The following is a 24,892-nucleotide window of genomic DNA, read 5'->3' as shown; positions in this document are numbered from 1 at the left end:
AGGCCCCATCAGTTCCCCCCGTTGTCCTGGACGAACCGTTCCACCGGTCCTGACGACTGCGCGTGCACCGTCAGGTCGAGCCCCGGGAACACCGTCGGCACCCGTGCGGAGATCTCCACGCCCACCGTGTTCTGCTCCGGCTGCAGCAGCGTCACGTCCGGCGACAGCACCAGCTGCGGGCCGAGCTGGCTGATGTAGCTGTCGACCACGTCCCGCGCCTCGCCCCGCCACGCGCCGGGCTGGTCGTGCGCCGTGGCACGCGCCTTGCGGGCGCCCGCCTGCGCCGCCGCCTGCGCCACGTGGTCGGCGAAGAAGTACAGCGCGAACTGCACGGTCGCGAAAATCATGAAGAACAGGACGGGCGTGAGCAGCACGAACTCGATCGCGGTCATGCCGGAATCGCCGCGGGCGGAGGCGGCCTCCACCCGGCGGCGCAGCCAGCGGCGTACGCGCATCGACAACCCCGTAGAACCAGGTCCGGATGATCCTCTGCGAACGCTCAGCAGGTCTTGCCCGCGTCCGCGCCCTTGATACAGTTGCCGACCTTGTTGGCGCCGTCGCTCAGCGCCGCGTTGATGATCGCGGCGACCACGCCCACGATCGCCACGACGACGGCGGAGATGATGACCCACTCGACCGCGGACGCGCCACGGTCCAGCTCGCCGGAGCGGGCGCGCTGCACGCGGCCCTGCAGGAAGGTGACCAGGAAGTCCATGGCCGGAATACCGGTCTGGAAGTTCCGTGTGTTCATGGGGAGATGTCCTCTCTGAAGCGGTTCGCCGGCTGTGTTGTCGCGCTGGTGTCGCTGGACGTCGCTCGTGTCGCTGAAAGTTGCTGGTATCGCTGGAGGTATCGCTGGTCTCGCTGGTCTCGCTGGGGATATCGCTTGTGTCGGTGGTGGTCGCGGGTGGTTCAGGGGTCCGTCATGACACCTGAAACACCCGCATGGCCGCCGGGAAGATCAGGAACACCAGGAAGCCGGCGCACAGCAGCAGCTGGGCCACGAGCATCGACTGGGACTTCTCGCCCGCGCTGCCCTCGATCTCGGACAGTTCGCGGTGCCGCATGGTCTCGGCGCGGGAGGCGAGCGACTCGCGGACCTTCGCTCCGTCGTCCGCGACGAGGGCGAGGGAGGCGGAGAGGTCCTTGAGCTCCTCCACGCCGATCTCCTCACCGAGCTGCCCCAGCGCCTGCCACTGGCTGATGCCGGTGATACGGGCGTCCGCCAGGGCGTTGCGGATGCGCTGCGTCGCCCAGCCGTCCGAGACCTCGGCCGCGGCCATGAGCGCCTCGGGCAGACCGCGACCGCCGGCGAGGCTCATCGAGACCAGGTCCAGGTACGCGCCGATCACGCGCCGCAGGTCGCGCCGCTTCTCGGTGGCGTCCCGCCGCACCTCCAGGTCGGGCAGCAGGAAGAACACCGCCGCGAAGGCCAGCGCCAGCCAGACCGGGACGATCGGGCTGCTGCCGAAACCCAGCGTCCAGACGATCACGAACAGGAACGGGCCGAAGAACAGCCCCGCCACCGCCAGCAGCACCTTCGTGGCCAGGAACTTCTCCCAGCTGCGGTCCAGCACGGCGAGGTCCGCGCGCAGCGAGCGCTGCTCCCAGCCCTGTTGCAGGTAGAACTCGGCCACCCGCTCGCCGACTTCGGCCCGCAGCGCGCCCAGACGGCCCTGGTCCCGCGTGGTGCGGGCCGAGGACTCGTACGCCGCGCCCCGCGCCCGCATCGCGTCGATCCGCGCGACCTGCGAGACCGCGCTGCGCTTCGACGGCATGAGGGCGCGTACGAGGGCGTAGACGCCCAGGCCCAGGACCGCGCCGACGACGATCGGCATCGTCAGGTTCACCGTCGTACCCCCTCTTCGTGCGACGCGTGCGACGCGTGCGACGCGTGCCGGTCCGGTGTGCGGGGCCGTACGAACTGCACCGAGGCCTCGTCCCGCACCAGGAACCGCTCCGGCGTCTCGATGGTCGACAGCTTGCGCAGCCACCAGAAGCCGAGCGCGAACAGGCCGCAGACGCAGGCGAGCACGAGCTGGCCGACGGGTGTTCCGTACGGCGCCACGAACTCGCGGTTGAAGATGGACAGGCCCAGGACGAACGCGATCGAGACCGCGACGACGATCTGGACCGAGCGGCGGGTGGAGGCGCGCTGGGCCATCACGCGCTGGCGCATGTCCACCTCTTCGCGCGCCGACTTGGCGAGCGCGCCCAGGACCTGGCGCAGGCCGGGGCCGCGCAGCCGGGCGTTGAGGATGAGCGCCGCGACGATGATGTCGGCGGAGGCGTCGTTGATCTCGTCGGCGAGGTGCTGCAGCGCCTCGGGAAGCGGGGTGCGGGACCGGAGCCGGTCGACGAGCGCGTCCAGGTGCGGGCGCAGGACAGGGGCCGCCGCGCGCGCCGACGCCGGGATGGCCTGCTCCAGGCCCACCGCGCCTGCGATCGTGTCGCGCAGCGACTCCGTCCAGGAGGCGAGGGCCTCGACGCGGCGCATGGCCGCCCGTTCCTCCGCGGCGCCGCCGAAGAGGCGGTCCCAGAAGAAGACGAGGACACCGGCCGCGATCCCGGCGACCGCCCAGCGCGTCAGCAGCAGCACGACGAGGCCGATGATGGCGGCCAGCGAGCCGCGCTGGCCGGCGAACCGGATGAGTTCGCCCGCGCGTTCCGCGGCCTTCTGCTTCTCGTGCTCGGGCTTCGCGGGCAGCCCGCGCAGGGCGACCATGAGCAGCGCGAGCCCGCCGCCCGCGGCGACGCCGCACCCGATCGAGTACAGGACGGTCGTGGAGAACAGGCCGCTCATGGACCCGAGCGAGCCGAGAGCCTCGTAAGTCATGTCACCCCCACGTGCCGGTGGGCCGGTAGCCGTACGCGATCAGTTCCTCCAGGCACGCGATGGGCGCGTGCGGCACCACCCGCCCGTCCGGGGTCTCCGCGAACACCTCGCTGGACAGCACACGGCCGTCCACGCCGTTGACCTCGCGGACCGAGGTGACCATGCGCTGGAGACGGCCGCCGCTCTGGAAGTTGTTGCGCCGCTGGATGAAGACGACGAAGTTCACCGCGCCCGCGATGAGCATCTGGCTGGCCTCGATGGGCAGCCGCTCCGACGCCTGCAGCGCGTAGGTGGAGATACGGTTGAAGACCTCGCTGGAGCTGTTGGCGTGGATCGTGGACAGTGAGCCGTCGTTGCCCTGCGACATCGCGTTGAGCATGGTCACGATCTCGTCGCCGAGCACCTCACCGACGATGACGCGGGAGGGATTCATGCGGAGCGACCGGCGGACGAGCTCGGCCATGGAAATGGCGCCCTGACCCTCGGAGTTGGGCAGCCGCTCCTCGAAGGCCACGACGTTCGGGTGCAGTTCGGGGAAGGTGTCGAGGCCGAGTTCGAGCGCCCGCTCGACGGTGATCAGGCGCTCGTGCGGCGGGATCTCGTTCGCCAGAGCCCGCAGCAGCGTCGTCTTGCCGGCGTTGGTGGCGCCCGCGATCATGATGTTCTTACGGGCTCGTACCGCACAGGCGAGGAAGTGCGCGACCTCGGGAGCGAGCGTCCCGTTGCCGACGAGGTCGGAGATGAAGACCTTGCCCATGCGGGCCCGGCGGATGGAGAGCGCGGGCCGTCGGGCGACGTCCATGACGGCCGACAGCCGCGAGCCGTCCGGGAGACGCAGGTCGAGCTGCGGGTTCGCGGAGTCGAAGGGGCGGGAGGACAGACCCGAGTAGGCGCCGAGCACCTGGATGAGCTCGATGAGCTCCTCGTCCGTCTCGGCGACCGGCTCGCCGGTGACCTCCCGGCCGTCGGCGTATCCGACGAAGACCTGGTCGCACCCGTTGATGTCGATGTTCTCGACCTCGGGGTCGTCGAGCAGCGGCTGGAGCCGGCCGACGCCGAAGAGGGCGGCGTGCACGGCGGCCGCGTACTGCTCCTCGGTCTCGGCGTCGAGCGGCGTACGGCCCGCGTTGATCTCGGTGCGGGCGTGGTCCTCCAGGATCTGGGCTATGACCGCGCGGGCGTACTGCCGCTCGTCCTCGGTGGACATCGGCGTGACGCCGTTGGCCTGGTCGAGGCGGCGCTGCTCGGCGATGCGGTCACCGGCGTCCTGCCGGAACCGCTTGACCAACTGGTGGTCGACGGCGGTCATGTCCCGGCCCCCGCATGGCCGCTGACATGGCCCTGGTGGGCCTGTGCCGGGACGGACCAGGCGGCGCCGTACTGCTGGTAGATGTCCGCGGTGACCTTGCGGGCCGAGCGGATGAGCAGGGACTTCTCGAGGCGGCCGCGCTTGCGGCCGGCCAGCTGCTCGGCCCCGGCGGGGTCGTCGGCGATGGTGCCCACGACGCGGGCGCCGGTCTGGGCGTGCACCAGCATGTCGTTGACCTGACCGGCGATCTTGGCCGCGTTGTTGGTGTCCGCGATCAGCACGACGCCGATCAGCGGTGTCCCGAGACTGGCGGCACCGCGCGGCCCGCCGTGCAGCTTGTTGCCGAGCGCGGCGGCGCGGTCCCGGACGCGCGCGATGGACTCCGGCTCCGTACGCGCGACGAGCAGGACCAGCGCGGCGTGCGGGAAGAGGTCGACCGCCGGGGTGTCTCCGCTGATCCGGCCGCAGTCGGCGATGACGTCGGCGGGCGCGTTCGGCGAGTCGGCGAGCGAGGCGAAGGCGTGGCCGAGGGTGGGCCAGAGTCCCGCGAGACCGGCGGCGTGCTCGGCGTGCCCGAGGCCGACCAGGACTTCGAGACCGCCGCTCAACGGCTGTACGTGGTCCCAGAGTTGGTCGGGCACCAGGCCGCGGCGCGCGGTCGCGGCGATGGACAGCATGCCGGTGTTGGGGTTGAGCGGTCCGCCGTGCGCCGCGGCGCTGCGGTAGACCAGGTCGCCGCCCGCCGGGTCGGTCTCGGCGAGCAGGACGCGGCGCGGCCAGACCGCCGAGAGGGCGACGGCCGCGGTGGTGACGCCGGGAGAACCCTTGTCGGCGGCGAGGGCGATGAGGGCCATGGTGTGCGCAGCCGCCTTTTAGTTGCCGGGGATCTGGACGACGGCGACCTCGCCGTTGGACGCGGCCTGGGCGAGCGCGGGCGCGTCGGAGGCGTCGACGGTAAGCGTGACCGGCAGGTTGGTGCTGCTGATGACGTCGCCGCTGCTCCGCTTGACGTCGCTGACCACGGCGTGGCGGACGAGCGGGGAGTCGCCGGAGGAGTTCGACGAGGAGGACGAGCCGGAGGACGAGCCACTGCTCGAGGAGCTGCTCACCCGGTACACGGCGACGCTGTCCCCGGGCTTGAGCGTGTTGGGGTACTGGCCTTCCTTGAGGGAGACGCCCACCGTCGCCTTCCCCTGCTGCACGTCGCTCTTCGCGGAGAACATCTGGCCGACGAGGACCGTGCCCTTGTAGAGGGTGGACTTGGCCTGGAGCTTCTTGAGCGCCTCACGCTGGGACCACGGCACGAAGGCGGCACCGGAGTCGTCGTTGACCATCACGGACGTGATCTTGCTGTCGCTGATGGACTCGCCGGCCTGGACGTCACCGGTCAGCCGGATGACCTCGACCCGGTTGCCGGCGCGCAGCACCAGCATGGTGGCGCCGAGCGCCCCCACCAGGATCAGCAGCACCGCCAGTGCGGCCAGTGCCGGTTTGCGCTCGCGAGGCGGCGCGGGAAGCCGGTCGCCGACCGACGGCTGAGCCGGAGCCGCAGAACGCCCTGCGCCCGCCCCCGTACGCTCCTGGATCTTCACGCAACCGCTCCCCGTTACAGCCAAGAATGTCTTAGACACGCTAGCCAAATACCCTGCAAATACGGACACTTCGCCCGACCTGGGCGGTTAGCCATGGCAGGGGCGAGTGTCAAGCCATGGCACCGTATCAGCCGCACATAAGCCCCTCAAGGCGCGTCCTGACCCATGGGCCGCACCCTGCCCACCCTTGTTCATCTGCAACTCGGCGGGTCCGTTTCCCCGTACGGCCCTGGCCGCGGGCCGTGACCGACTGTGCGGAAGCGAATCAGCCACAGGAGCGTGACGCCGCCCGGAGCGGGGCCTCCCGCACGCCGCGACCATGAAGCCTGCACGAATCACTCACGAAGGGGACCTGGGTCGGGCCGGACCGGGCCGGACCGGACCGGCCTGGACACGCACAGCCTCTTCCTCGACTTCCCCGAATCCTCGACTTCCCCGAATCCTCGACTTCCCAGAATCCGCAACCTCCCAAGCATCCGCAACCTCCCCGGATCCGCCTCGCACGGCGACCGCGGGGCGCAGGGAACCGACGACCGCGGCTCGGCGATCGCCTCGCCGCCCCGTCGGCGCGCCGCCCCGTCGGCGCGTCAGCGCGTCAGCGCGTCGGCGCGCCCCCGAGTCATGACGCATGGCCGTTCGCGCCGCTTCACGCCCCGCGTCCACGGAATCGACACGGCGTGCACAGTGACCGCGGGCGGCGGCGGCAATCGGTGTCGTCGCAGGCAGTCCTGCCGAACGGGCGCCACGGACGTCGGGCGCCCGCCCGCGCGCCCGAGACGCCGAGACACCGAGACGCGGAGACGGGTCGTGTCTCCCGTCGTGGTGTAGCCGATCACGGTCCGTCGCCTCCGCTTCGGAGCCGTCCGGTACGTGCCGCTGCGGTCCGTCGTGCGATCACCGCTGGTCCCGGCTCGGCGAGCCCCAACGGGGCCGCCAGCGAGGGTGATTCGGGCCGCGACCTGCGGATTCCGCCAGCTTGATCGGCTACACCACTCGGCGGGACGCCATCCGGAGACGCGGAGACGCGGAGACGCGGAGCACTGCGGTAGCGAACCGGAACACCCACGACCACGGCAGTCGCGGAGGCGCCTGCGCGCCCCAGGAACGCTCCTCGGACCGCCACCCGTCCGAGCACGATCGGGACACATGCCACACCTCCGGAGGACCCCTTACGTCCGCAATTGCACAAGCTCGCAGGGAAGTTCGCTCTGGCGAAACCGGGAACCCCACCGATAGCGTTCGTGCTCTTGACGAACTTCAGTCTCACGGGGAGTCCACCACTGTGAAGCGCCGCACTCTGCCCGCTGCCGCCGCGCTCGCCGCGACCGCAGCCCTGCTGCTGACGGCTTGCGGGAGCGGGGACGACAAGTCCAGCAACAACGACAAGATCGCGGGAGCCGACCAGGGCTCAGAGACACCGAAGGGGTCGGCACAGTCGTCGGCGGCGCCGGCGGAGAACAAGCCGGACGGCGTGGACGTGTCCCTGCCCAAGGACATGCATCTGGTCTTCGACTGGGAGAAGCCGAAGGACAAGAACGAGGCGGCGGCGATGGATGACGCCGCCAACTACATCCGCGCCATCTACCGGGGCGTCGACAAACGCACGACGAAGGACGCGGCCCTGACCGCCTACGCCACCGGCGATGGGCTCCACTACGCCAAGGTACAGATCAACGAATGGCTCAAGGGCGGCTGGACCGCCACCGGCACTCGCCGTCACTACAACGCGACGACACGGTCCGCCCCGAATGGGAACTCGGTCGAGGTCGCGTTCTGCGCGGACACCGGAAAATTCTACGGGAAAGACATCAAGACGGGAAAGGTCCTGAAGTCCAAGCCCAGCATCAAGGACTTCAACTACTACAAGGTCGTCATGGTCAAGGTCCCCACCAGCAAGGCGCTGTGGCAGGCGTCGAAGGTGTTCGTCGAGACGAAGGCGAGCCAGTGCCGGTGAACGGATCACGGCGCACCGCCCTCGGCACCGGCACTGCTGTCCTGACCCTCGTGATCAGCGCGCTAATTCTCGCGGCGCCCAACGCTGCGGCGGAACCGGTGGACACAGGCAAAGGCAGCGGAACGCAAGAATCAGGCGGCAGCGACAGCACCGGCATCTACGCCGCCGCCAGAATCCAGTACTCCGGAGCCGTGGCCAAGAACGGCACCGCCGGCAACATGACGTCCTCCGACGTCAACTGGGCCCCGCCGCCTTGCTGGTACGCCCCGTACCTCGGCGCCAAGGACTTCAAGAAGAAGATGTCCGAGAACATCGACGGCCAGCTGAACACGCCCGGTATGGGTGGTACCGCGGGCGCGGCGCTCGGTCAGTTGCAGCGCCACTACGAGGACGGGTACGGCTGGACCGACACCCCCGGCTACAAGGACTACAACGTCGAGAAAGACGGCAAGGGGATGTTCTGGGCCGCCGTCGAAAATCCCGACGAGCCCGACATCCTGAAGCGGAGCTCGTGCAACGACCTCCCCTTCTGGGTCGACAACGGCGAGGCCCCGCCACCCCAGTACGAAGAGGCCATCACTCCGAAGATGCTCGCTGCCTTGGCGTACCAGCACATCGAACTGCCCGACACCAAGGTCACCCTCGCTCCCAAGGCCGTCACCAAGGTGAATCTGCCGACCTGGGCATGGCTGGACAAGGCCGTCTTCAACGAGGTCAAGGCCACGGCGGCCATCAACGTCCCCGGTTTCGACATCCGAGCCACGACCACCGCCAAGCCGGTGTCCCTGAAGCTGGAGCCCGGCACGAGCGACGCCGAGACCTACCCGGCCTCCGGCGAGTGCACCATGAACGCCGACCACTCCATCGGTGAGCCCTACGCCAAGGGCAAGGCCGACCGGACGCCGCCGTGCGGCCTCAAGTACCTGCGCTCCTCGGGCGACAGCACGTTCAAGCTCAAGGCGACCATCACCTGGAAGGTCACTTGGACCGGAACCGGCGGCGCGGGCGGCAAGATGCCGAACGGTACTTTCGGCACCACCCAGAACATCACCGTCCAGGAAATCCAGTCCATCAACCACTGATGAGACGTGGGGGCGCAGCACAAAGTCCTCGAACCTCCGGTGGTAGCTCCTACCGCCGTTCCGACCTCAACCTGCGCGTCCACGCAGTCGACGGGGCCGGCACGGTGACCACCGACAACGGCAGAGCGCGAAGACATGGCCGGCCGCCGCACCGACCGGTGGCGTACACGTCGCCGCACCTGCCGCTCACTCGTCGAGTCGCAGAACACCGCGATAACGAATCGAAACCCCCGGCAGCGGCGGCTCCGCGCGCTACTCCGGACGCGTCCGGAGCCGCCGCATGTCTGCGCACGATCAGGACAGAACTCACACGTGTGCAAGACCGTTACGCCCTCATTTGCGCTTGCCCGCAGTGAGGTTCGCTCTGGCGAAACCGAGAACCCCACCGATAGCGTTCGTGCTCTTGACGAACTTCAGTCTCACGGGGAGTCCACCACTGTGAAGCGCCGCACTCTGCCCGCTGCCGCCGCGCTCGTCGCGACCGCAACCCTGCTGCTGACGGCTTGCGGGAGCGGGGACGACAAGTCCAGCAACAACGACAAGATCGCGGGAGCCGACACAGACAGCCACACGTCGACGTCACCCAGCGCTTCGGCTGCCGGGAACGCCGGCCGACCGCACATCAAGTTGCCGCCGGACGTCACGGACAAGTACGAGAACTGGAAGACGGGCGATGCGACCCAGGATGCCGTTCTGGGAGACACTGCCCGGCGCATCGACGCGACGAACGATGCCATTCTGCGTGGTGACGCCGGTGCCCGGGGTCTTTCGTTCTACTACCGGGACAAGGCCTTCTCCGATGCGGTGGCCTGGGTCCAGGCCTACGTGAAGGCCGACCTCTCCTTCACGGGAACCACGCGTTACTACGCCCCTAAAGTGACACTCAGCGGCAGCAGCACCGCATCCGTCGTCTACTGTGCCGACGAAAGCAACGGTTTCAATAAAAACCGCAAGACCAACAAGGTCGACCGAACCCCTTCTAAAAACAGTCCATACGTGCTGTACAACACGCGTCTTGAGAAGAACAAGCAAGGTGTGTGGCAGACCAGCAACCTGATTTCGAAGCGAGGGGCCAAGACGTGCGCCGGATGATCGGTCGGGGGCGCATCCTGGCACTCAGCGTGTTCGTTGCCGCGTGTGGCTTGGGGCTGCCGAACACCGCTTCAGCGTATGGCCCCGGTGAAGGACAGGGTTCCCAGCAGTCCACGAGTACGTCCGGGAACTCCAACGGCAAGGGCACCATCTCTGCGACCGCAGGAGGGGTTGTCTACGCCACCTCCGACAACGGCTCCGGACCGTCGGTCGGTCCCGTCACCTCGACGACGACCTGGACCCCGCCAGCCTGCTATTACGCACCCAAGTACACGCCCGCGGCACTCAAGGCGCACCTCGAGCCGATCTGGAACGCCGAATCCACGGGATCTCAGTGGGACCTGCAACAACGCAACACCTACCAGGACGGTGGCAAGGAACCCGGCACCTACAAAGACTTCAACAAGGACAAGACCGGCAAGGGCTACTGGTGGGACTCCTACGTCACCAAGGGGCGTGAGGGCGACCCAGGCGCACTTGACTGCACCAAACCCATCTTCTGGGTCGACAAGGGCGACCCACCCCCCGCCGACGCCAAGAACGCCGTAACCCCCGAGATCCTCGCCGAACTCGCCTACAACGAAATCCGCGTCCCCGGCACCCACCCCACCCTTGCCCCGGCCGGCACAACCAAGGTCAACCTGCCGACCTGGGCCTGGCTGGACGCCACCGCCTTCAAACCCGTCTCGGTCACCGCCTCCGTCCCGGCACTCGGCATCTCCGCGACCACCACCGCCGAACCGGTCTCCCTCACCATCGACCCCGGCACCCCCGACGCCCAGACCTACCCCGCCTCCGGCGTCTGCGACTTCCACAACGGCCGCATCGGCGAGCCCTACGCCAAAGGCAAGGCGAACCAGACCCCGCCCTGCGGCGTGAAATACCTGCACTCCTCCGGCAACGGCGCCTACCCCCTCAAAGCCACCCTCACCTGGAAAATCCACTGGACCGGTACCGGCACCCCCGGCAAACGCCTGCCCGACGGCACCTTCGGCGCCACCCAGAACATCACCGTCCAGGAAATCCAGTCCATCAACCACTGAACAGAGACAGGCGAACGGCGAAATCCGATTGCTCCAGCCGCCAGGAGACAGGTATAGCGTCAAGATCTTCCGTCGCTCTTGACGGAAGGGCGTTGGCTGCCGGAGCGGCGAGACTCCACGTCTGTGGCTATGACGAACATTACGAATAGGGGGTTCTGCGTGACATTCAGGGGGATGTCGAAGGATGACGCACGCAAGTTGGCTGCCGCATTGGACGTCGCTGATGGCGCACTTTCCATTCAGGGGCCACTGGTGTCCGGAATCCTCGCCAAATGGGAAGGCGACCAGGGGAACCTCAAGCGCTTTCGGCAGGATGCGTCCTGGTCACGCGACCAGGCCAAGGACGTACGTCATCGACTCGGAATCCTGAACGCAGATCCGAGTGCCGAGCTCATGTTCATGGGACTCACCGGCGTGCTCAAGACCTGGCAGGAATACCAGGAGCATAGAGGTGAAGTCGGCGAGTACATGGATGAGTTCAAGGAAACCAAAAAGAATGTGACAACGCCGCTTCGGCTCACGAAAATCACTTCAGGTATCGAGGCTTCTCTCCAGCTGTACCAACGCTGGGCACAGGGACAGAACGTCGTCGGGGCCAAGGCGGTGCTTGAACTGAACAAGTACTTCGGCATCACCGGTGACCGGCTGAAGCTGAAGAACATCGACTACATGCGCGAGCTCCTGAAGGCACAGAAAATCGAGGAGCTGTACCAGCAGCCCTGGAAGTGGCAGCAGGGGCTACGTATCTTCCTCACCACTAAGCTGAAGATCCCCCTGCCTGCCAAGCTGCTCAACCAGGCGCCGGGACTCAGCATCCTTGACCGCGTCGGCCTGCCGCTGGCCGTCGTCCATGGCGCCAAGGAGATGGCCGTGCCTGACCACAAGGGCGTGCTGGGCGGGTTCGACCGTGGCATGGGAGTTGTGGAGGCGGGCGGCGCCGGGGCTGTTCTGGGCGGGTCCGCCGTGGCAGGAGCACTTGGCGCGAGCGCGACGGTCGCGGCGGCGGTTCCTGTGGTCGGCTGGGCGGCACTCGGTGTGGCCGGTGCCTACTTCATCGGCACTTGGGCCTGGGACAACAGAGAAGCAATCGGGAACGCGACCGAGAAGGCTTGGAACGCGACGACCAAGTGGGCTGGGGACGTGGCGGACAAGGGCGAGGAGATCGTAAACGGTGCCGAGAGTACGGTCACAAGCCTAGTCCCCAGCACCATCAAGAAGTACAAGTTCTGGTAGGAGATGGCGCCCGTGGATTCGAGAGACCTGTTCGGTGTGCCACGAGAGCAGCAGTGCCGGAACGGGAACACCGCTTCGGTACCGCCGGCTGCATCCATGGGGCGTCGCTATGGGGCGGCGGCCATTGACGGCGGGTTGGCTGTTGTCTGCGCGGGCGTTTCCGGACTGGCGTATGTGCTGAGCCTTCCGGCGTCGGTGGCAATTCCGCTCACCGACGGGATTCTGTGGCTACGGATTTTCGTCACAGGGATGGGTGTCTCTCTGGTCAACCAAATGTTGCTGGTCCTGCTGTTTCGCTGCAGCGTGGGCAAGTTGCTCGTTGGAACCCGGGTGGTCCGACTGACGGACGGCGGCAGGCCGCAGCTATGGCAACTCTTCGGCCGGTGGATCGGCGGTATCGCGTACGGCTTCACGGTCCTACCCCTTGGGTTCATTCTGGGTGGCAGCGATGCGCCCCCGCTTGATTTCGCCGGGGTGCGCATCGTGGCAGCCGTTGACATGCGGCCGGAACAGACCTGACGGCTTCGCGTTCCGACTAGTTCTTACGCAGAACCCTTGTATGAAACCTCGCACGCATCTCCCGAAATGACTGCAAGACTGCAATCGACCCAAGGATCTGGTATGGCAAATCCCGAACTCGATATTGAGCTGGACAAGTTCCGCGAACTCGTTGGCACCGCACTCGCAGAAGGCGGAACGCAGCCGCTCATCAAGCTGACCGACGAGGAGCTTGCCGTACTGGATCCCAGTGCGCTCAAGGACGTCGTGGCGCCGACACCGCATCTGGCGACGTTGCCGGAGGAAAAGCGCGAGTGGGTACTCGGGACAGCGCTTCGCTCGCTGGTCTCCCGGGGCGCGGTGGAGGTCGCGAACATCGCCGAACTCGACGCCGTCCTGAGGTCCGAGGGAACCGGGTCGAATCTGACCGCAGAAGTGGACATGCGGATTACGCCGGAGGTCGGCATGGCGCTGACCTTGCGGCGAACGGCCACGCGGGCGCTCGCCGTCGAGCAGCAGACGTCCAGTGGCAGCGTCACCGCCTTCGTTTTCGTGCATTCCCCTGAGCTCATGCTGATTGAGCAAGTCACCGGTGGTGGCATGCATATCTTTACGCTTGCCGGCAAGGCGCGCGATGCCGCCAGGATCGTCCAGGCGCTGGTGGACCCGTTCGGCACAGCCGACCGGGACAGTAAAGCCCAGCTGCTCGACGCGTCAGCGCTGACAACCGACACGGTGGACAAGAGGCTCGCTTCTGTGATCGACAAAGCTCTGGTGGTGAGCCAGTTGATCACGCTCGCCGATGAGCCCGGCGCACTCCTCACGACGTACGCGACCGACCGAGAAGTCTGGGTGGTCAACGTGGACTCGCCGCAGGCACCGACCGGCATCACGGCGCAGGCGGTTGGCGAGCGCACCCTTGAGGAACGCATCGTCAAATTGCTCACACTGCCGGCCGCGTGAGAAGCGCCCATAGAGAGGGAATCATGAGCGATCGTGTCGATGAATGCAGGAAAGACCTCAACAACCTGAAAAGGTACGCGAACGAGATCGACAAGACGCTGGACGCGGTGGACGCCGCGTCCGGCACCGATACCTGGCGTGGTCCCGCTGCCGATAGGTTTCGTTCGGAATGGAACGGCCGGCGGAAGGCGATCCACGACGCGCTGGACGCGGCACGGGGGCAGTACAACAAGATCCTGCAGCGCGTGCAGGATGAGGAGTACAAGAAGAGGTCCGGCGCCGCGAACTAGGTTGCGGCGCGTCGAACCTTCCTGCACGACACGGCCCTTGCTGAGGTTTCCCGATGAGCGATGCGAACCCACCCGTCTACGAGGCACACTTCGCCCGAACGCCCTTCCAGCTGCTGGGCGGCATGAAGTGGAAGAAGCTGGTCGCTTTCCGCGTCGACGGGGATGGCGTACTGCTCGGGGGCGCTCCGGCACGTTACGAGAGCCAACTCGCCTTCGTACCGTGGAGCGACATCACCTCCATCGTGGTGTGGCGTCAGCGCACCGCTGGAAACGGGATCAACTACATCGGAGTGCAGCGGAAGCCTGGAGCCCCTGCTTTGCCCGGGATGAACAGCGGAGTCAGTCGTGAGAAGGCCGAGACGCTGGCTCCTCATGTCGACTACGAACTGTTCCTGGCAAGTCGTCCCATCAACTTGTGGCGGCTTGACCCAGAACGGCTCCAGGCAGCGGTGGCCGCGTTCGCACCCGAGGTTCCGGTACTCGTGTATTCCCGACCACACCTCTCATAGCCCCGTTATGTTTTCCGCGGTCCTGCAAGAGGGCCGCTGGCCTCCGGGCCCGGCATGACTGTTGCCCCCTGTCGAAGGCATGACCTGGGGGGTGGTGTCACCGGGCCCGGGAGGTGCCGTCGGAGACGCTGATCAGAGGTCCGGCCACCGCCCGGTCCGGCGCAACGCCGGACAGTTCGCGGGCGGCAGGTCTGCATAACGTGGATGCGCGAGCACGACACCCGAGCCGAGGCCGGCACCGTCAACACCCCTGGGGAAGGGGCACGATGTTCGAGATCGAAGACGTGGGCGTGTTCCTGGGCCTGGACGTCGGCAAGAGTGCCCACCACGGCCACGGACTCACCCCGGCCGGGAAAAAGGTCTTCGACAAACCGCTGCCCAACAGCGAGCCCAAGTTGCGGGCCGTCTTCGCCAAGCTGCGCGAAAAGTTCGGCACCGTCCTGGTGATCGTGGACCAGCCCGCCTCCATCGGCGCCCTGCCACTGACCGTCGCCCGCGACGCCGGCTGCCAGGTCGCCTACCTGCCCGGACTCGCGATGCGCCGGATCGCCGACCTCTACCCCGGCGAGGCCAAGACCGACGCCAAGGACGCCGCCGTCATCGCGGACGCCGCACGGACGATGCCGCACACCCTGCGCTCGCTGGAACTGACCGACGAGATCACCGCCGAACTCACGGTCCTCGTGGGCTTCGACCAGGATCTCGCGGCCGAGGCCACCCGCACGTCCAACCGGATACGCGGCCTGCTCACTCAGTTCCACCCGTCGCTGGAGCGCGTTCTGGGTCCCCGCCTCGACCACCAGGCCGTGACCTGGCTGCTGGAGCGCTACGGCTCCCCGTCCGCCCTGCGCAAGGCCGGCCGCCGCAGACTCGTGGAGCTGATCCGCCCGAAAGCCCCCCGCATGGCCCAGCGGCTGATCGACGACGTCTTCGACGCACTCGACGAGCAGACCGTCGTCGTCCCCGGCACCGGCACCCTCGACATCGTCATTCCCTCCCTGGCCGCATCCCTGGCCGCCGTCCACACCCATCGCCGGGCGATGGAAGCCCAGATCAACGCCCTGCTGGAGACTCACCCTCTTTCCCCGGTCCTGACGTCGATGCCCGGCGTCGGCGTCAGGACCGCCGCCGTCCTGCTGGTCACCGTCGGCGACGGCACCAGCTTCCCCACCGCCGCCCACCTCGCCTCCTACGCCGGCCTCGCCCCCACCACGAAGCAGTCCGGGACCTCGATCCACGGCGAACACGCACCCCGAGGCGGAAACCGGCAGCTCAAACGGGCGATGTTCCTCTCCGCCTTCGCCTGCATGAACGCTGACCCCGCCTCCCGCACCTACTACGACCGCCAGCGAGCACGCGGCAAGACCCACACCCAGGCCCTCCTCCGCCTGGCCCGTCAACGCATCAGCGTCCTGTTCGCCATGCTCCGCGACGGCACCTTCTACGAATCCCGGACACCGAAAGGCGTCGAGCTCGCCGCGTAACCTCAGCAACCCCGAACCACCCCAAACCCGACAGGAGTGCCTTGACGAAAGACATAGAGGCACCCCCTCTCCCCCGCCCCGCGGCCAGACCCCGGTCTCCCTCCCTCATCGGCCCCGGTATGTCGATCCGTGTGGCGACCGCGTGACGGTCGAGGACGTCGAAGAGATCGAAGAGATCGAAGAGATCGAGGACGTCGAAGAGATCGAGGACGTCGAAGAGGTCGAGGAGATTCCGGTCGCGAATCGCGCACACCCTGCGCACTCCTCGTATGCTTCACCACCGGCGCCGTGGATCAGCACAGGAGATCGACTCACGGCGCGGCAGCAGGCAACGGGGAAACGGGGAGAGGACCGCGCATGGCGGCCAAGGACGGCGAGGACGCCGCCGAACTGAAGAAGCGGGCGGAGAGACTGCGCGGGTGTGCGCGGGAGGCCCGGTCGATAGCCCGGCGGCTCGGGCCGTATCTCGACGACGCGGTGAGGAAGGCCACTCCGCGTGCCGCCGCCTTCCGCACCGGCGGTGACGAGGGCGCGATCTGGCAGGGTCCCTTCGCCGACCAGTGCACGGCGACGCTGCAGAAGCGGCAGTCGACGCTGCACAGCATGGCGGGTTCGCTGCTCGCCGACGCCACGCGCTGGGAGAACCAGGCCGACGAACTGGACCGGCAGGCCAGGGACAAGGCCAAGGCCGGGACGGGCGGTCACTGATGACGTTCAGGGGTTTCGACGCCGGCAGGCTCACGACGCTCGCCAACGACCTGGACTCGCTCGCCGGGCACTCCGGACGGCTGCACACCCAGCTCGCCACCGTCCTGACCAGCGCCCAGCAGAACCTGCCCGCGGGGCAGAACGCGTCGCGCGATCCCGATCTCCAGGATCTGGTCGGTGACCTGGTCCCGATGCCGTCGATCTTCGGCGGAGGCCGCCGGCTGCCCGGTTCCCTGGGCGCGGAGCTCGGCGGCATGCAGTCGTCGATGAAGCGTCGCATCAAACAGCTCGAGGGCGCACGGGAATTGGCGGAGCGGGGCTATCCGGTCAGCGACGCGTGCGTCTTCCTCGACGAGGACCCGGCGAACGCGCAGAAGGTCGACGACGCCCTGCGTCACCTCCAGGAGCTGCAGGGCAAGGACTTCGGGGCCAACGGCGACCGGGACGACCTCGGGAAGATCTCCGGTGAGCTCGACGGGCTGACGGCCACCGAAACCGACGCGCTCATCTCGAAGGCCTCGCCCAAGGACCTCGCGTTCTACAACCGGCTCCTCAGCCGCACCGACGACTCCCTCTGGAATCCCTTCGACGCCAACGGCCTGCCGGAGGACAGGCGCCGGGACACGCTCGGCCGGATGCTGTCCAAGATCAGCCCGGAGAACATCGGCAAGTTCCAGGCGGCCTTCCCCGGCACGCAGCCGGACGTCACGAACACCGACGCGTGGGAGAAGGGCGGGAACGACCAGAACGGCCAGACCAACAACGGCATCCACTGGGAGACCCCCGCAGACCCGCTCTTCGTGGACGGCGTCTCGGCCGACGACGTCAACCAGCGCCAGTTCGGAGACTGCTGGTACGTCGCCTCATTGGCCGGGCTGGCGCAGAAGGACCCCGCGTTCATCCAGGAAGGCATCAAGCAGAACCCGAACGGCACGGTCAGCGTCCGCGTCTGGGACAAGGACGGCAACTACCAGTGGGTCACCATGACCGCCGACCTGCCGACCGACAGGAACGGCGCCCCCATCACCACGTACGGCAACGGCGAGTCCTGGCCCGCGTACTACGAGAAGGCCTTCGCGATCGCCTACTCCGACGACGGCGACGGCGAGCGCGGCTACGGCGGCATCGAGGGCGACGACCCCAAGAAGTCCGCGCCGTATCTGACCGGCAAGGGGGGCGAGGACCTCACGACCGGCGGTTTCCTCGGCATCGGTGAGCACCAGGACAAGAGCCTGGAAAGGCTGAAGAAGGTCTTCGACTCCGGAAAGGTCGTCACCGTCTCCACGCCGGACGACGAGGGGCTGGACAAGGACCACCCCAAGGAGTGGGGCAACAGCTACTGCACCAACCACGCGTATTACGTGCGCGGCTTCACCGCCGACGGCAAGGTCGTCCTCGGCAATCCCTGGGGCTCGTCGGGCTACCCGCCGATCACGGTGTCGCAGGAGCAGTTCAACAAGTACTTCGGGGGAGCGGAGGCGTTCGATGCCCCCTGATGTCCGGCCCGTATCCCCGCAGGTGAGTGAAGTGTCCGAGCGACCGCACGTGAAGTACCCCTTCGAGTTCGGCGGCCGCTGGGTGCTCCGCCACCACATTCCGTACGACGTCCGGCACGAGGGGCGCGCGCACCACATCGTGGCGAGCGTCTTCAGGGAGCCGTCGGTGCACGGCCGCGTCCAGATCGGCTGCGAGGGCAGGCCCGTCGCCGAGTACGACGAGCTGACACCGGGCGACCTCGTCGAGATCACCGGCGACACGTGGCGGGTCGCCGAGGTCGAGTACCGCACCCACGTCACGCTGGAGCGCGTGGCCGACGGCAACGAGGAGGAGAACGGTGCTCAGGCCGGCGAGTAGGTCGAGTAGGTCGTGCAGTCCGAGTAGGTCTAGTAGGTCGTGCAGGTACGCAGTCGCGGGCGTCGTCACGGCCCTGCTGGCGCTGAGCGGCTGCGGATCGTCGTCGGACGACGCGGCCGGCGGCGACCCGTCCCCCGCGCCCGCGACCACGCACGCGGCGGCCAAGGACGAGGGCCCGGTGTGCGTCGGCGAGGCCACGCCCGACGGGCTGCACGTACTGCGTGGCGGCGGGTACCGGCTGCCGGGTGGCGGCGGCGTCCAGTACGACGCCGCGACCGCCGACGGTACGACGCGCACCGCCACCCTGCGCGACGGCGCGAGCTACGCGGACGGCCAGAAGCAGCGGACCGTCAGGGCAGGACAGCGGATCACCGTCTCCGGGCACGCGTACACGGTCAGCCAGGTCTGCTCCTACCGGGTCGTCCTGGAGCCGCGGGACGCCAAGGACAGGGCAGCGGCGGCAGCGGCCCCCGAGTCCCTGGAGTCGAAGGGCGGCGAGGCGGACAACGGCCTCTGCTTCTCCACCAACCCGTCCGTCCTGGCAGCCGCGGCCAAGGGTTTCCCGGCGAAGGGAGGCACCCTGTCCGTCCTGCGCAACGGCGGCGTGACGCGCTTCCCCACCGGTCTGTCGATCACCGTCTCCTACGTCGACACCACGACGCACACCGCGGGCTTCGGGGCGAACTGCGCGGCGATCCCCGTGGCCGCGTACAAGGACGTCCGCGTCGGCGACACGGTCGAGTTCGCGGGCGTGCTGTTCAGGGTGTCGGGCCTGTCGGACGGTGCCGTACGGATGGAACGGACAAGTGCATAGCAAACGCGGTCGGCTTCCGCCGGATGCGCAGCACCCCGGCGTATTGCCGCGCGCGAGTGCTGGTGAGAATTGGCCAAAGCCCGATCAAGAAACGTAGGAACCAGCCGAGGCTCGCTTACGGTACGGGTCGCCGCTGAGCGGTCGATCCAGACCAGGTCGCCTCGGGCGGGTGCTGAGAGCTTCGGCTGAAGGCACTGTTCCCTTCCCGGCCTCCGCAAGCGGAAGGGGAAGTCACGCAGGCTAGGGTGGCTCGGTCTGGTGGCAGGGCAGCAGCCCAGCACAGCGAGCATGGGGACAGATGGAGTTCGGCAAGAGCAAGCACGTCGATGAGGCTCCCGTCCCCGTCGTGCCCTGGGCCGATGCGTGGGAATTCGCGATCGGTGAAGAGGAGCTGCCGGCAGTCGGCCGGCGCAAGCGACCCGTGCTCGGCGCCCGGGCCTTCAGGGTCCCGCACGGCGGAGGCATGCAGCGTGTCAACGCCCCCTGCGCCTTCCTGCCCCCGCAAGGGGCCGCGAACGGTCTCCGCCTGTACGAAGACGCGGAGGGCCGTACTCTCCTGTGCTCCGTCGACGATCCGGAGGAGGCCGACGGCGCTCGCCACTACCGCCTCCGCGACGGGCAGGGCCGGATCGTGGACACAGTCCGCCGTATCCCGCCGCTCAGGCACGCCCTCAGAGGAATTGGTGATGACATCAAACGCGCAGCACCGTTTCCTGATCAGGGCGGCCTGGCTCGACCGTCGTCTGGTCTTCGCCTACGCGCTCCTTCGCACACCCTGATCGGTCTGATCGGAAGGAAAGCGCGACAGTGGCGTTCGGCCGCAGTCTCCGTCCCGGCCCTCGGTATCTCCGCGACCACCGCCGCCCAACCGGTCTCCACCACCACCCAACCGGTCTCCACCACCGCCGAACTGGTCTCCCTCACCGCCGAACCGGTCTCCACCACCGCCGAACCGGTCTCCCTCACCGCCGAACCGGTCTCCACCACCGCCGAACCGGTCTCCCTCACCGCCGACCCGGGTGAACGCCTGCCCGACGGTGCCTTCGGCGCCACCCAGAACATCACTGTCCAGTCCATCAACCACTGAACAGGCACAGGCCAGCGCAGTCACCCAGGTCTCGTGGGTCAAGGTGGGCGGCCGACGGGCGCGGGCGGTGGCCTCCGCAGGGCCCTTCCCACGTTCCGGGAAGGCCGGAAACCCGCGTGGGTAGAGTCATGTTGTCCGGTGCGGGGTGTGGTCATGGAGGCGGAAGTGGCGTTCGGCAGGAACAACAAGGCGAAGGCGGCGGAGGAAGCCCCGGTGGAGCCCGTCCCCTGGGAGACGGTGTTCCGGTTCGTCGTCGGATCCGTCGAGCGCCCCCGGTCCCCCAAGCGCCCGCGGTCGGTGTGGGGCAAGCCCGCCGTCCGCGTACCGCGGGGCAGCAAGGACCTTCCGGTTCTCGCCCCCTGCGCGTTCCTCGGATCGTCGTCCCTCACGAACCTTCCGTCGCGTCCGGAACTCACCCTCTACGAGGACGCCGACGCCCAGCGCCTGCTCTGCTACGTCGAGGAGCCCCGCGAGGTGGACGGTGAACAGCACCACGTCGTGCGTGACGCACAGGGCGCACTCGTCGGAACCCTTCGCCGCGTTCCGCCCAAGCGCCCCTTCAAGCACACCTGGCGCATCGACCAGCCCGGTCAGCCGGAAATCGTCGGGCGCAACGAGTGGGCGAGCGGAAGCGCCGGCCAGGTGGCCGCACGCGTGGCCATCCGGGCCACCTTCGATGCGGTGGACAGCCTGTTCCACGCGGGCACCGACGACGGCGCGAGCAGCAAGGCGCGGTCCCTGGAGTGGCGGGCCGGGGACAGCGTGGTCATGACCTCGGAGGGCAGCAAGCAGGTCAAGATCGAGTCCACCTGGCTCGACCGGCGGCTGGCCTTCGCCTTCGCGCTCGTAGGCGACGCGTGACGCTCCCGTGGAACACCCGCGCCGAGCCCGCCCGTTCGCGGTGCCGCGTGGTACGCGTGCGTACGATGATGTTCCTGCGTCGGTTCGCATCGGCCTGAGCGCGCCCGAACGGTGGTGCCTGCGCCGCGCCCGGACCGTGGTGCCTGCAGGGTCCGCACTTTTGAGGGGGCAAGAGCGTGAGGACCGTGAACCCGGATGATCTGGAGCAGCTCGCCAAACTGCTGGACGGGCGGGGAGGCGTCCAGGACAAGGTCGACGAGGCTTTCACCAGAGCCTCACGCCTGGGAGTCTCCAGCAAGCTGACTTCTCTCAAACCGCTGCGGAGCTGGGTTGCCGACACCGCCCCGGATCTGCGCAAGCGTGCGACGATCGCCCGGCTGGAGAGCGGTGATCCGGAGGCCGGCGTGCTGTGGGCCGGGTTCAGCGCCAAGGACATCGACAAGTACCTCAAGGACCACAAGGGCGAGGGGCTCTCTCCCGACGAGATCCTCCTCGCCAACTCCGTGGCCGCCAGCGACGATCCGGAAGCCGACGTCTTCAAGCGGAAGTCCGACGAGTCCCTGAACGACTGGATCTCGCGGATCAAGACACATGCCCTGGAACAGATCCCGGGACTCAAGCCGCACGCGGCGACGATCATGAGCGTGATCGACCTGTACGGCGACTGGCAGTCGGTCAAGGGGACCACGGCCACCGTCACCATTCAGGGAGCGGCGCTGACCAAGATCCTGGTCGGCAACTCCTTCAAGAAGGGTTTGCTGCGAACCTGGAAGACCCGTATCGGCGTCACGCTCCGCGGGTCGGACAACGATCTGCTGCGGTGGTCGGGAACGAAACTCATCCAGTACACACCGAAGATGCGCTCCCTCGGCGCTCCCGGCAGCTGGTTCCCGAGCAAGCTGAGTCAGTGGGCCCAGACGGTCCCCGGCACCAAGAGCAAGGTCGCCGAGTGGACCGGCAAGGGCTACGACGCCATCCGCGGGCTGAAGTTCATGCGGTCCCCCATCTGGAAGGGGGTTTCCGCCAACAAGGCCATCAACTTCATCGTCGGCTCCGACTCGCTCGCGGCTCGGTACGGAGGGCTCACCCATTCGGGGCAGGCGGTCGCGCGCGCCGGCAACGCGAGCCTCTTCGAGGTGTCCGGCAACATCTATTCGAAGGCTCGCGGTCTCGGATTCAGCCGCACGGCCTCGCTGGGGAAGGGACTGGCCGGCGCGGGCAAGGTGGCCGGTGTCCTGCGCGGCGCGGGCATCGCCGGAAGCGCGGCGGCGACGGTGTTCAGCACCGCGAACGTCGTCGCGCAGGGCAACCCCGTCAAGGCCTTCCAACGCAACGGCGCCGGCTACGTCGCAGACGTCGCCGAAGCCGGCTTCAACGCCTCCATGACCGCGGCGATGATCGCCCCCAACCCGGTCACCATCGGCCTCGCTGTCGGCTTCGGCGCCGTTTATGCGGGCGCCAAGGTCGTCCAGCACTGGGACGACATCAAGAAGGGTGCCGGAGAGGCGAAGAAGTGGGTGGGCGACAAGGTCCACGACCTCGGGAAGAGCATCGCCAAATCCAAGGCGAATCCCATGAACTGGTTCTGACGCGCCCGCGCCCCCTACCGCCCGGAACGGACCTTGGGGTCCTGCCTCTTGCCCCTCAGATTGTGCCCTCGTCCCGCTGCCTACCGAAAAGAAGGTTCATCGGGACGGCGAGAAGGGCTCCACTGGTGGTGAGTACCGCTGTCTCGACTTCTTCGAGGACGAGGGCGATGGCGAGGTCCGTCGCCGAGGCGTCCCCCTCGACCCTTCCCAGACGGGTCGCCCCCAGCCCGGGAATGTAGCGACCCCTGCCGATGGCGATCTCTACACCATCGCCCTTGAGGTGTGCTGTTCCACCCGCCGCCGTGTAGGTGTACGAGCGACCCAGATGGTCTATCGCCAACCATCGGGAACCCTTGCGCACTCCCTTGACTCTGAGTTCGAGGTCCGCTGCAATCTCGTCAATGATCAGCGAGCCACCATCCAGCGAAGGGACATTCCCCCTGCCGCCAGTGAATCTTACCGCTGGAAACATCTCACCGGAAACAACGGCTTGTCGTAGCGGCTCCGCTCCCGGTTCGGCACTGGGTCGGAATACTCGGACAGTGCCGAACGGGCCCACAACTCCTGTGTAACCGCGCCGCACAGGCCCTTCGAGTTCCGGCTCCACTTCGAATTCAAAACTTGCCATACATATACCTCTAGAACCAGTTCATGGGATTCGCCTTGGATTTGGCGATGCTCTTCCCGAGGTCGTGGACCTTGTCGCCCACCCACTTCTTCGCCTCGCCGGCACCGTTCTTGATGTCGTCCCAGTGCTGGACGACCTTGGCCCCCGCATAGACGGCGCCGGTGACCGCCACCGCGCCGATGGTGAACGGGTTCGGAGCTACTGTCGCCGCCGTCAGCGAGGCGTTGAAGCCGATTTCAGCCACGTCTGCAACGTAGCCCGCGCCCTTCTTCTTGAAGGCGGCGGCCGGATTGCCCTGCTCCCAGACATTGGCGGCGCTGTAGGCGGTCGAAGCCAGTCCGCCTACGACGCCGACGGCACGAAGCGCGCCACTGGCCTTCCCGGCGAACTTCACTCCTCTCCCGAGTGCTGCCAGACGGCCCCCGCCGAAAAGACGCTGGTCGGCGTAGACGTTCTTGGCGACCTTCCACAGACTGGCCTGCCCGGCCCGTCCGGGAATCTGCCCGGCATGCGTCAGACCGCCGTACATCTTCGCGACTTTGTCGGATCCGACGATTCCATCGATCAGTTTGTTACCGCTCAGCCCGAAGAGAACTCTTGTGTTCATCAGCCGATGGGCGCGCACGTCGTCGTAGACCTCACCGACTCTGGAAAGAATCGAGCCATTCAGGAAAGGCACCCTACTGGCGTCCTGATAAACAGCGTTCCCTGATGCGAGCCCCGCCAGCCTACTCGGCAGCCACGTACCAGGAGCTGCCAGCGACTTGACAGGAGGATTCCACTCGTCAAGCCTGACCGCCCATTCGGCGACCTTTTCAGGCACCCACGTGTATCTGCCCTGGAAGCGCTGAAGAGATCCGGCGAACCGGGCCTTGTGTACACGCAAGGCACCCTGCGTGATGGAGTTCCCCACCAGCACCTTGGTGAGGTTCACCGAATGGAACGCGGCGCTTCCTCCTCGACTGAGGGTCGACGTGGCATCGCCGACGTCCCCGAGGATCTCCGCGATCTCCTTCTCATATGGCTTGAGGGCCGGAATCTGGGCGATTCCGTGCGCTCTCATCCGGTCGACCCAGTCGTCCAGGGACTCCCGGGACTTGCGGCGGAAGGCCTCCGTGTGCGGATCGCCGTTGGTGGCCATTGCGTTGGCGATGAGAAGGATGCCCGGCGCTTTGAGACTGACACCCGCCTTGATGATGTCCTTGGGGTCGAATCCGGCCCATTTGAGGCCGGCCGCTGGATCGCCGTCCTCCAAGCGCGCGACGGCGGCTCTCCTGCGCAGGTCCGGCGAGGTGTCGGAGATCCAGGTCCGCAGGGGCTTGACAGGTGCCAGCGTGCCGCTGACGCCCAGGCGAGAAGCCCTGGTGAATGCCTCGTCGAGTTGATCCTGCACGCCGCCTCTGCCGTCGAGAAGCTTGGCGAGTTGATCCAGGTCGTCGGGGTTGACGTTCCTCATGCGCGGTTGG

The 24,892-nt window shown here is 67.5% G+C and carries 27 protein-coding genes; 18 read left to right on the top strand and 9 right to left on the bottom strand.

Features of this window, described 5'->3' with window-relative positions:
* Positions 1 to 8: 8 nt before the first annotated feature.
* From ACJ9NR_RS23015 to ACJ9NR_RS22985, 7 genes are all read right to left on the bottom strand, one after another.
* The gene (locus tag ACJ9NR_RS23015; RefSeq protein WP_412494227.1) at positions 9 to 455 is read right to left on the bottom strand and encodes a TadE family protein; all 447 of its coding nucleotides are present in this window, start codon (positions 453 to 455) and stop codon (positions 9 to 11) included.
* A gap of 44 nt (positions 456 to 499) precedes the next feature.
* Positions 500 to 751, bottom strand: coding sequence for a hypothetical protein (locus tag ACJ9NR_RS23010; protein WP_393867815.1), 252 nt, complete (start codon positions 749 to 751; stop codon positions 500 to 502).
* 172 nt (positions 752 to 923) lie between these two features.
* A complete protein-coding gene (locus ACJ9NR_RS23005) occupies positions 924 to 1,850 on the bottom strand; it encodes a type II secretion system F family protein (protein WP_412494226.1) in 927 nt (308 codons plus the stop codon).
* Entirely contained in the window at positions 1,847 to 2,836 is a 990-nt protein-coding gene (locus ACJ9NR_RS23000; protein ID WP_412494225.1) for a type II secretion system F family protein, read from the bottom strand. The genes ACJ9NR_RS23005 and ACJ9NR_RS23000 overlap by 4 nt, the downstream gene beginning before the upstream one ends.
* Position 2,837: 1 nt before the next feature.
* Positions 2,838 to 4,145 (bottom strand): TadA family conjugal transfer-associated ATPase, encoded by a 1,308-nt coding sequence (locus tag ACJ9NR_RS22995; RefSeq protein WP_412494224.1) that lies wholly within the window; start codon positions 4,143 to 4,145, stop codon positions 2,838 to 2,840.
* Entirely contained in the window at positions 4,142 to 4,999 is an 858-nt protein-coding gene (locus tag ACJ9NR_RS22990) for a hypothetical protein (protein ID WP_412494223.1), read from the bottom strand. The genes ACJ9NR_RS22995 and ACJ9NR_RS22990 overlap by 4 nt, the downstream gene beginning before the upstream one ends.
* An 18-nt stretch (positions 5,000 to 5,017) precedes the next feature.
* On the bottom strand, positions 5,018 to 5,737 hold the full coding sequence (locus ACJ9NR_RS22985; RefSeq protein ID WP_412494222.1) for a hypothetical protein: 720 nt from the start codon (positions 5,735 to 5,737) through the stop codon (positions 5,018 to 5,020).
* Between the two features lie 1,282 nt (positions 5,738 to 7,019).
* On the opposite strand from ACJ9NR_RS22985, the gene ACJ9NR_RS22980 reads away from it, so the two are divergent.
* From ACJ9NR_RS22980 to ACJ9NR_RS22895, 18 genes are all read left to right on the top strand, one after another.
* The gene (locus ACJ9NR_RS22980) at positions 7,020 to 7,691 is read left to right on the top strand and encodes a hypothetical protein (protein WP_412494221.1); all 672 of its coding nucleotides are present in this window, start codon (positions 7,020 to 7,022) and stop codon (positions 7,689 to 7,691) included.
* Positions 7,688 to 8,773, top strand: coding sequence for a hypothetical protein (locus ACJ9NR_RS22975; protein WP_412494220.1), 1,086 nt, complete (start codon positions 7,688 to 7,690; stop codon positions 8,771 to 8,773). The genes ACJ9NR_RS22980 and ACJ9NR_RS22975 overlap by 4 nt, the downstream gene beginning before the upstream one ends.
* Positions 8,774 to 9,211: 438 nt before the next feature.
* Positions 9,212 to 9,865 (top strand): hypothetical protein, encoded by a 654-nt coding sequence (locus ACJ9NR_RS22970; protein ID WP_412494219.1) that lies wholly within the window; start codon positions 9,212 to 9,214, stop codon positions 9,863 to 9,865.
* Positions 9,862 to 10,908 (top strand): hypothetical protein, encoded by a 1,047-nt coding sequence (locus tag ACJ9NR_RS22965; protein WP_412494387.1) that lies wholly within the window; start codon positions 9,862 to 9,864, stop codon positions 10,906 to 10,908. The genes ACJ9NR_RS22970 and ACJ9NR_RS22965 overlap by 4 nt, the downstream gene beginning before the upstream one ends.
* A 174-nt stretch (positions 10,909 to 11,082) precedes the next feature.
* Complete coding sequence (locus tag ACJ9NR_RS22960; RefSeq protein ID WP_412494218.1) at positions 11,083 to 12,141, top strand: hypothetical protein; 1,059 nt, start codon at positions 11,083 to 11,085, stop codon at positions 12,139 to 12,141.
* Positions 12,142 to 12,153: 12 nt separating this feature from the next.
* On the top strand, positions 12,154 to 12,660 hold the full coding sequence (locus tag ACJ9NR_RS22955; RefSeq protein ID WP_412494217.1) for an RDD family protein: 507 nt from the start codon (positions 12,154 to 12,156) through the stop codon (positions 12,658 to 12,660).
* A gap of 102 nt (positions 12,661 to 12,762) precedes the next feature.
* Entirely contained in the window at positions 12,763 to 13,602 is an 840-nt protein-coding gene (locus ACJ9NR_RS22950) for a hypothetical protein (RefSeq protein ID WP_412494216.1), read from the top strand.
* A 23-nt stretch (positions 13,603 to 13,625) separates the two neighbouring features.
* Positions 13,626 to 13,892 (top strand): hypothetical protein, encoded by a 267-nt coding sequence (locus ACJ9NR_RS22945; protein ID WP_412494215.1) that lies wholly within the window; start codon positions 13,626 to 13,628, stop codon positions 13,890 to 13,892.
* A gap of 53 nt (positions 13,893 to 13,945) precedes the next feature.
* Positions 13,946 to 14,401 (top strand): hypothetical protein, encoded by a 456-nt coding sequence (locus tag ACJ9NR_RS22940; protein ID WP_412494214.1) that lies wholly within the window; start codon positions 13,946 to 13,948, stop codon positions 14,399 to 14,401.
* 266 nt (positions 14,402 to 14,667) lie between these two features.
* A complete protein-coding gene (locus ACJ9NR_RS22935) occupies positions 14,668 to 15,885 on the top strand; it encodes an IS110 family RNA-guided transposase (RefSeq protein ID WP_412487501.1) in 1,218 nt (405 codons plus the stop codon).
* 142 nt (positions 15,886 to 16,027) lie between these two features.
* Complete coding sequence (locus tag ACJ9NR_RS22930) at positions 16,028 to 16,279, top strand: hypothetical protein (RefSeq protein ID WP_412494213.1); 252 nt, start codon at positions 16,028 to 16,030, stop codon at positions 16,277 to 16,279.
* Complete coding sequence (locus tag ACJ9NR_RS22925) at positions 16,243 to 16,593, top strand: hypothetical protein (RefSeq protein WP_412494212.1); 351 nt, start codon at positions 16,243 to 16,245, stop codon at positions 16,591 to 16,593. The genes ACJ9NR_RS22930 and ACJ9NR_RS22925 overlap by 37 nt, the downstream gene beginning before the upstream one ends.
* Positions 16,593 to 18,089 carry a C2 family cysteine protease gene (locus ACJ9NR_RS22920; protein ID WP_412494211.1) on the top strand — a complete coding sequence of 499 codons (1,497 nt, stop codon included), beginning with the start codon at positions 16,593 to 16,595 and terminating at the stop codon, positions 18,087 to 18,089. The genes ACJ9NR_RS22925 and ACJ9NR_RS22920 overlap by 1 nt, the downstream gene beginning before the upstream one ends.
* 31 nt (positions 18,090 to 18,120) lie before the next feature.
* Entirely contained in the window at positions 18,121 to 18,447 is a 327-nt protein-coding gene (locus ACJ9NR_RS22915) for a DUF6406 domain-containing protein (protein ID WP_412494210.1), read from the top strand.
* A 178-nt stretch (positions 18,448 to 18,625) separates the two neighbouring features.
* Positions 18,626 to 19,261, top strand: a complete 636-nt coding sequence (locus ACJ9NR_RS22910; protein ID WP_412494209.1) for a hypothetical protein — start codon at positions 18,626 to 18,628, stop codon at positions 19,259 to 19,261.
* Between the two features lie 298 nt (positions 19,262 to 19,559).
* The gene (locus ACJ9NR_RS22905) at positions 19,560 to 20,348 is read left to right on the top strand and encodes a hypothetical protein (protein ID WP_412494208.1); all 789 of its coding nucleotides are present in this window, start codon (positions 19,560 to 19,562) and stop codon (positions 20,346 to 20,348) included.
* A 153-nt stretch (positions 20,349 to 20,501) separates the two neighbouring features.
* Complete coding sequence (locus tag ACJ9NR_RS22900; protein ID WP_412494207.1) at positions 20,502 to 21,209, top strand: hypothetical protein; 708 nt, start codon at positions 20,502 to 20,504, stop codon at positions 21,207 to 21,209.
* Positions 21,210 to 21,385: 176 nt separating this feature from the next.
* Positions 21,386 to 22,798, top strand: coding sequence for a PE-PGRS family protein (locus ACJ9NR_RS22895; protein ID WP_412494206.1), 1,413 nt, complete (start codon positions 21,386 to 21,388; stop codon positions 22,796 to 22,798).
* A gap of 55 nt (positions 22,799 to 22,853) precedes the next feature.
* Here the strand turns inward: ACJ9NR_RS22895 and ACJ9NR_RS22890 are convergent, their stop codons facing one another.
* Together ACJ9NR_RS22890 and ACJ9NR_RS22885 are read right to left on the bottom strand one after the other, a co-directional pair.
* Positions 22,854 to 23,426, bottom strand: coding sequence for a hypothetical protein (locus ACJ9NR_RS22890; protein WP_412494205.1), 573 nt, complete (start codon positions 23,424 to 23,426; stop codon positions 22,854 to 22,856).
* Positions 23,427 to 23,436: 10 nt separating this feature from the next.
* Complete coding sequence (locus tag ACJ9NR_RS22885) at positions 23,437 to 24,882, bottom strand: PE-PGRS family protein (protein ID WP_412494204.1); 1,446 nt, start codon at positions 24,880 to 24,882, stop codon at positions 23,437 to 23,439.
* Between the last annotated feature and the right edge of the window lie 10 nt (positions 24,883 to 24,892).

It is taken from the genome of Streptomyces sediminimaris, assembly GCF_047049295.1.
Taxonomy (GTDB): Bacteria; Actinomycetota; Actinomycetes; order Streptomycetales; family Streptomycetaceae; genus Streptomyces; species Streptomyces sediminimaris.
The sequence above is the reverse complement of the archived record's forward strand: the minus strand, read 5'-3'. Positions and strand labels throughout refer to the sequence as shown.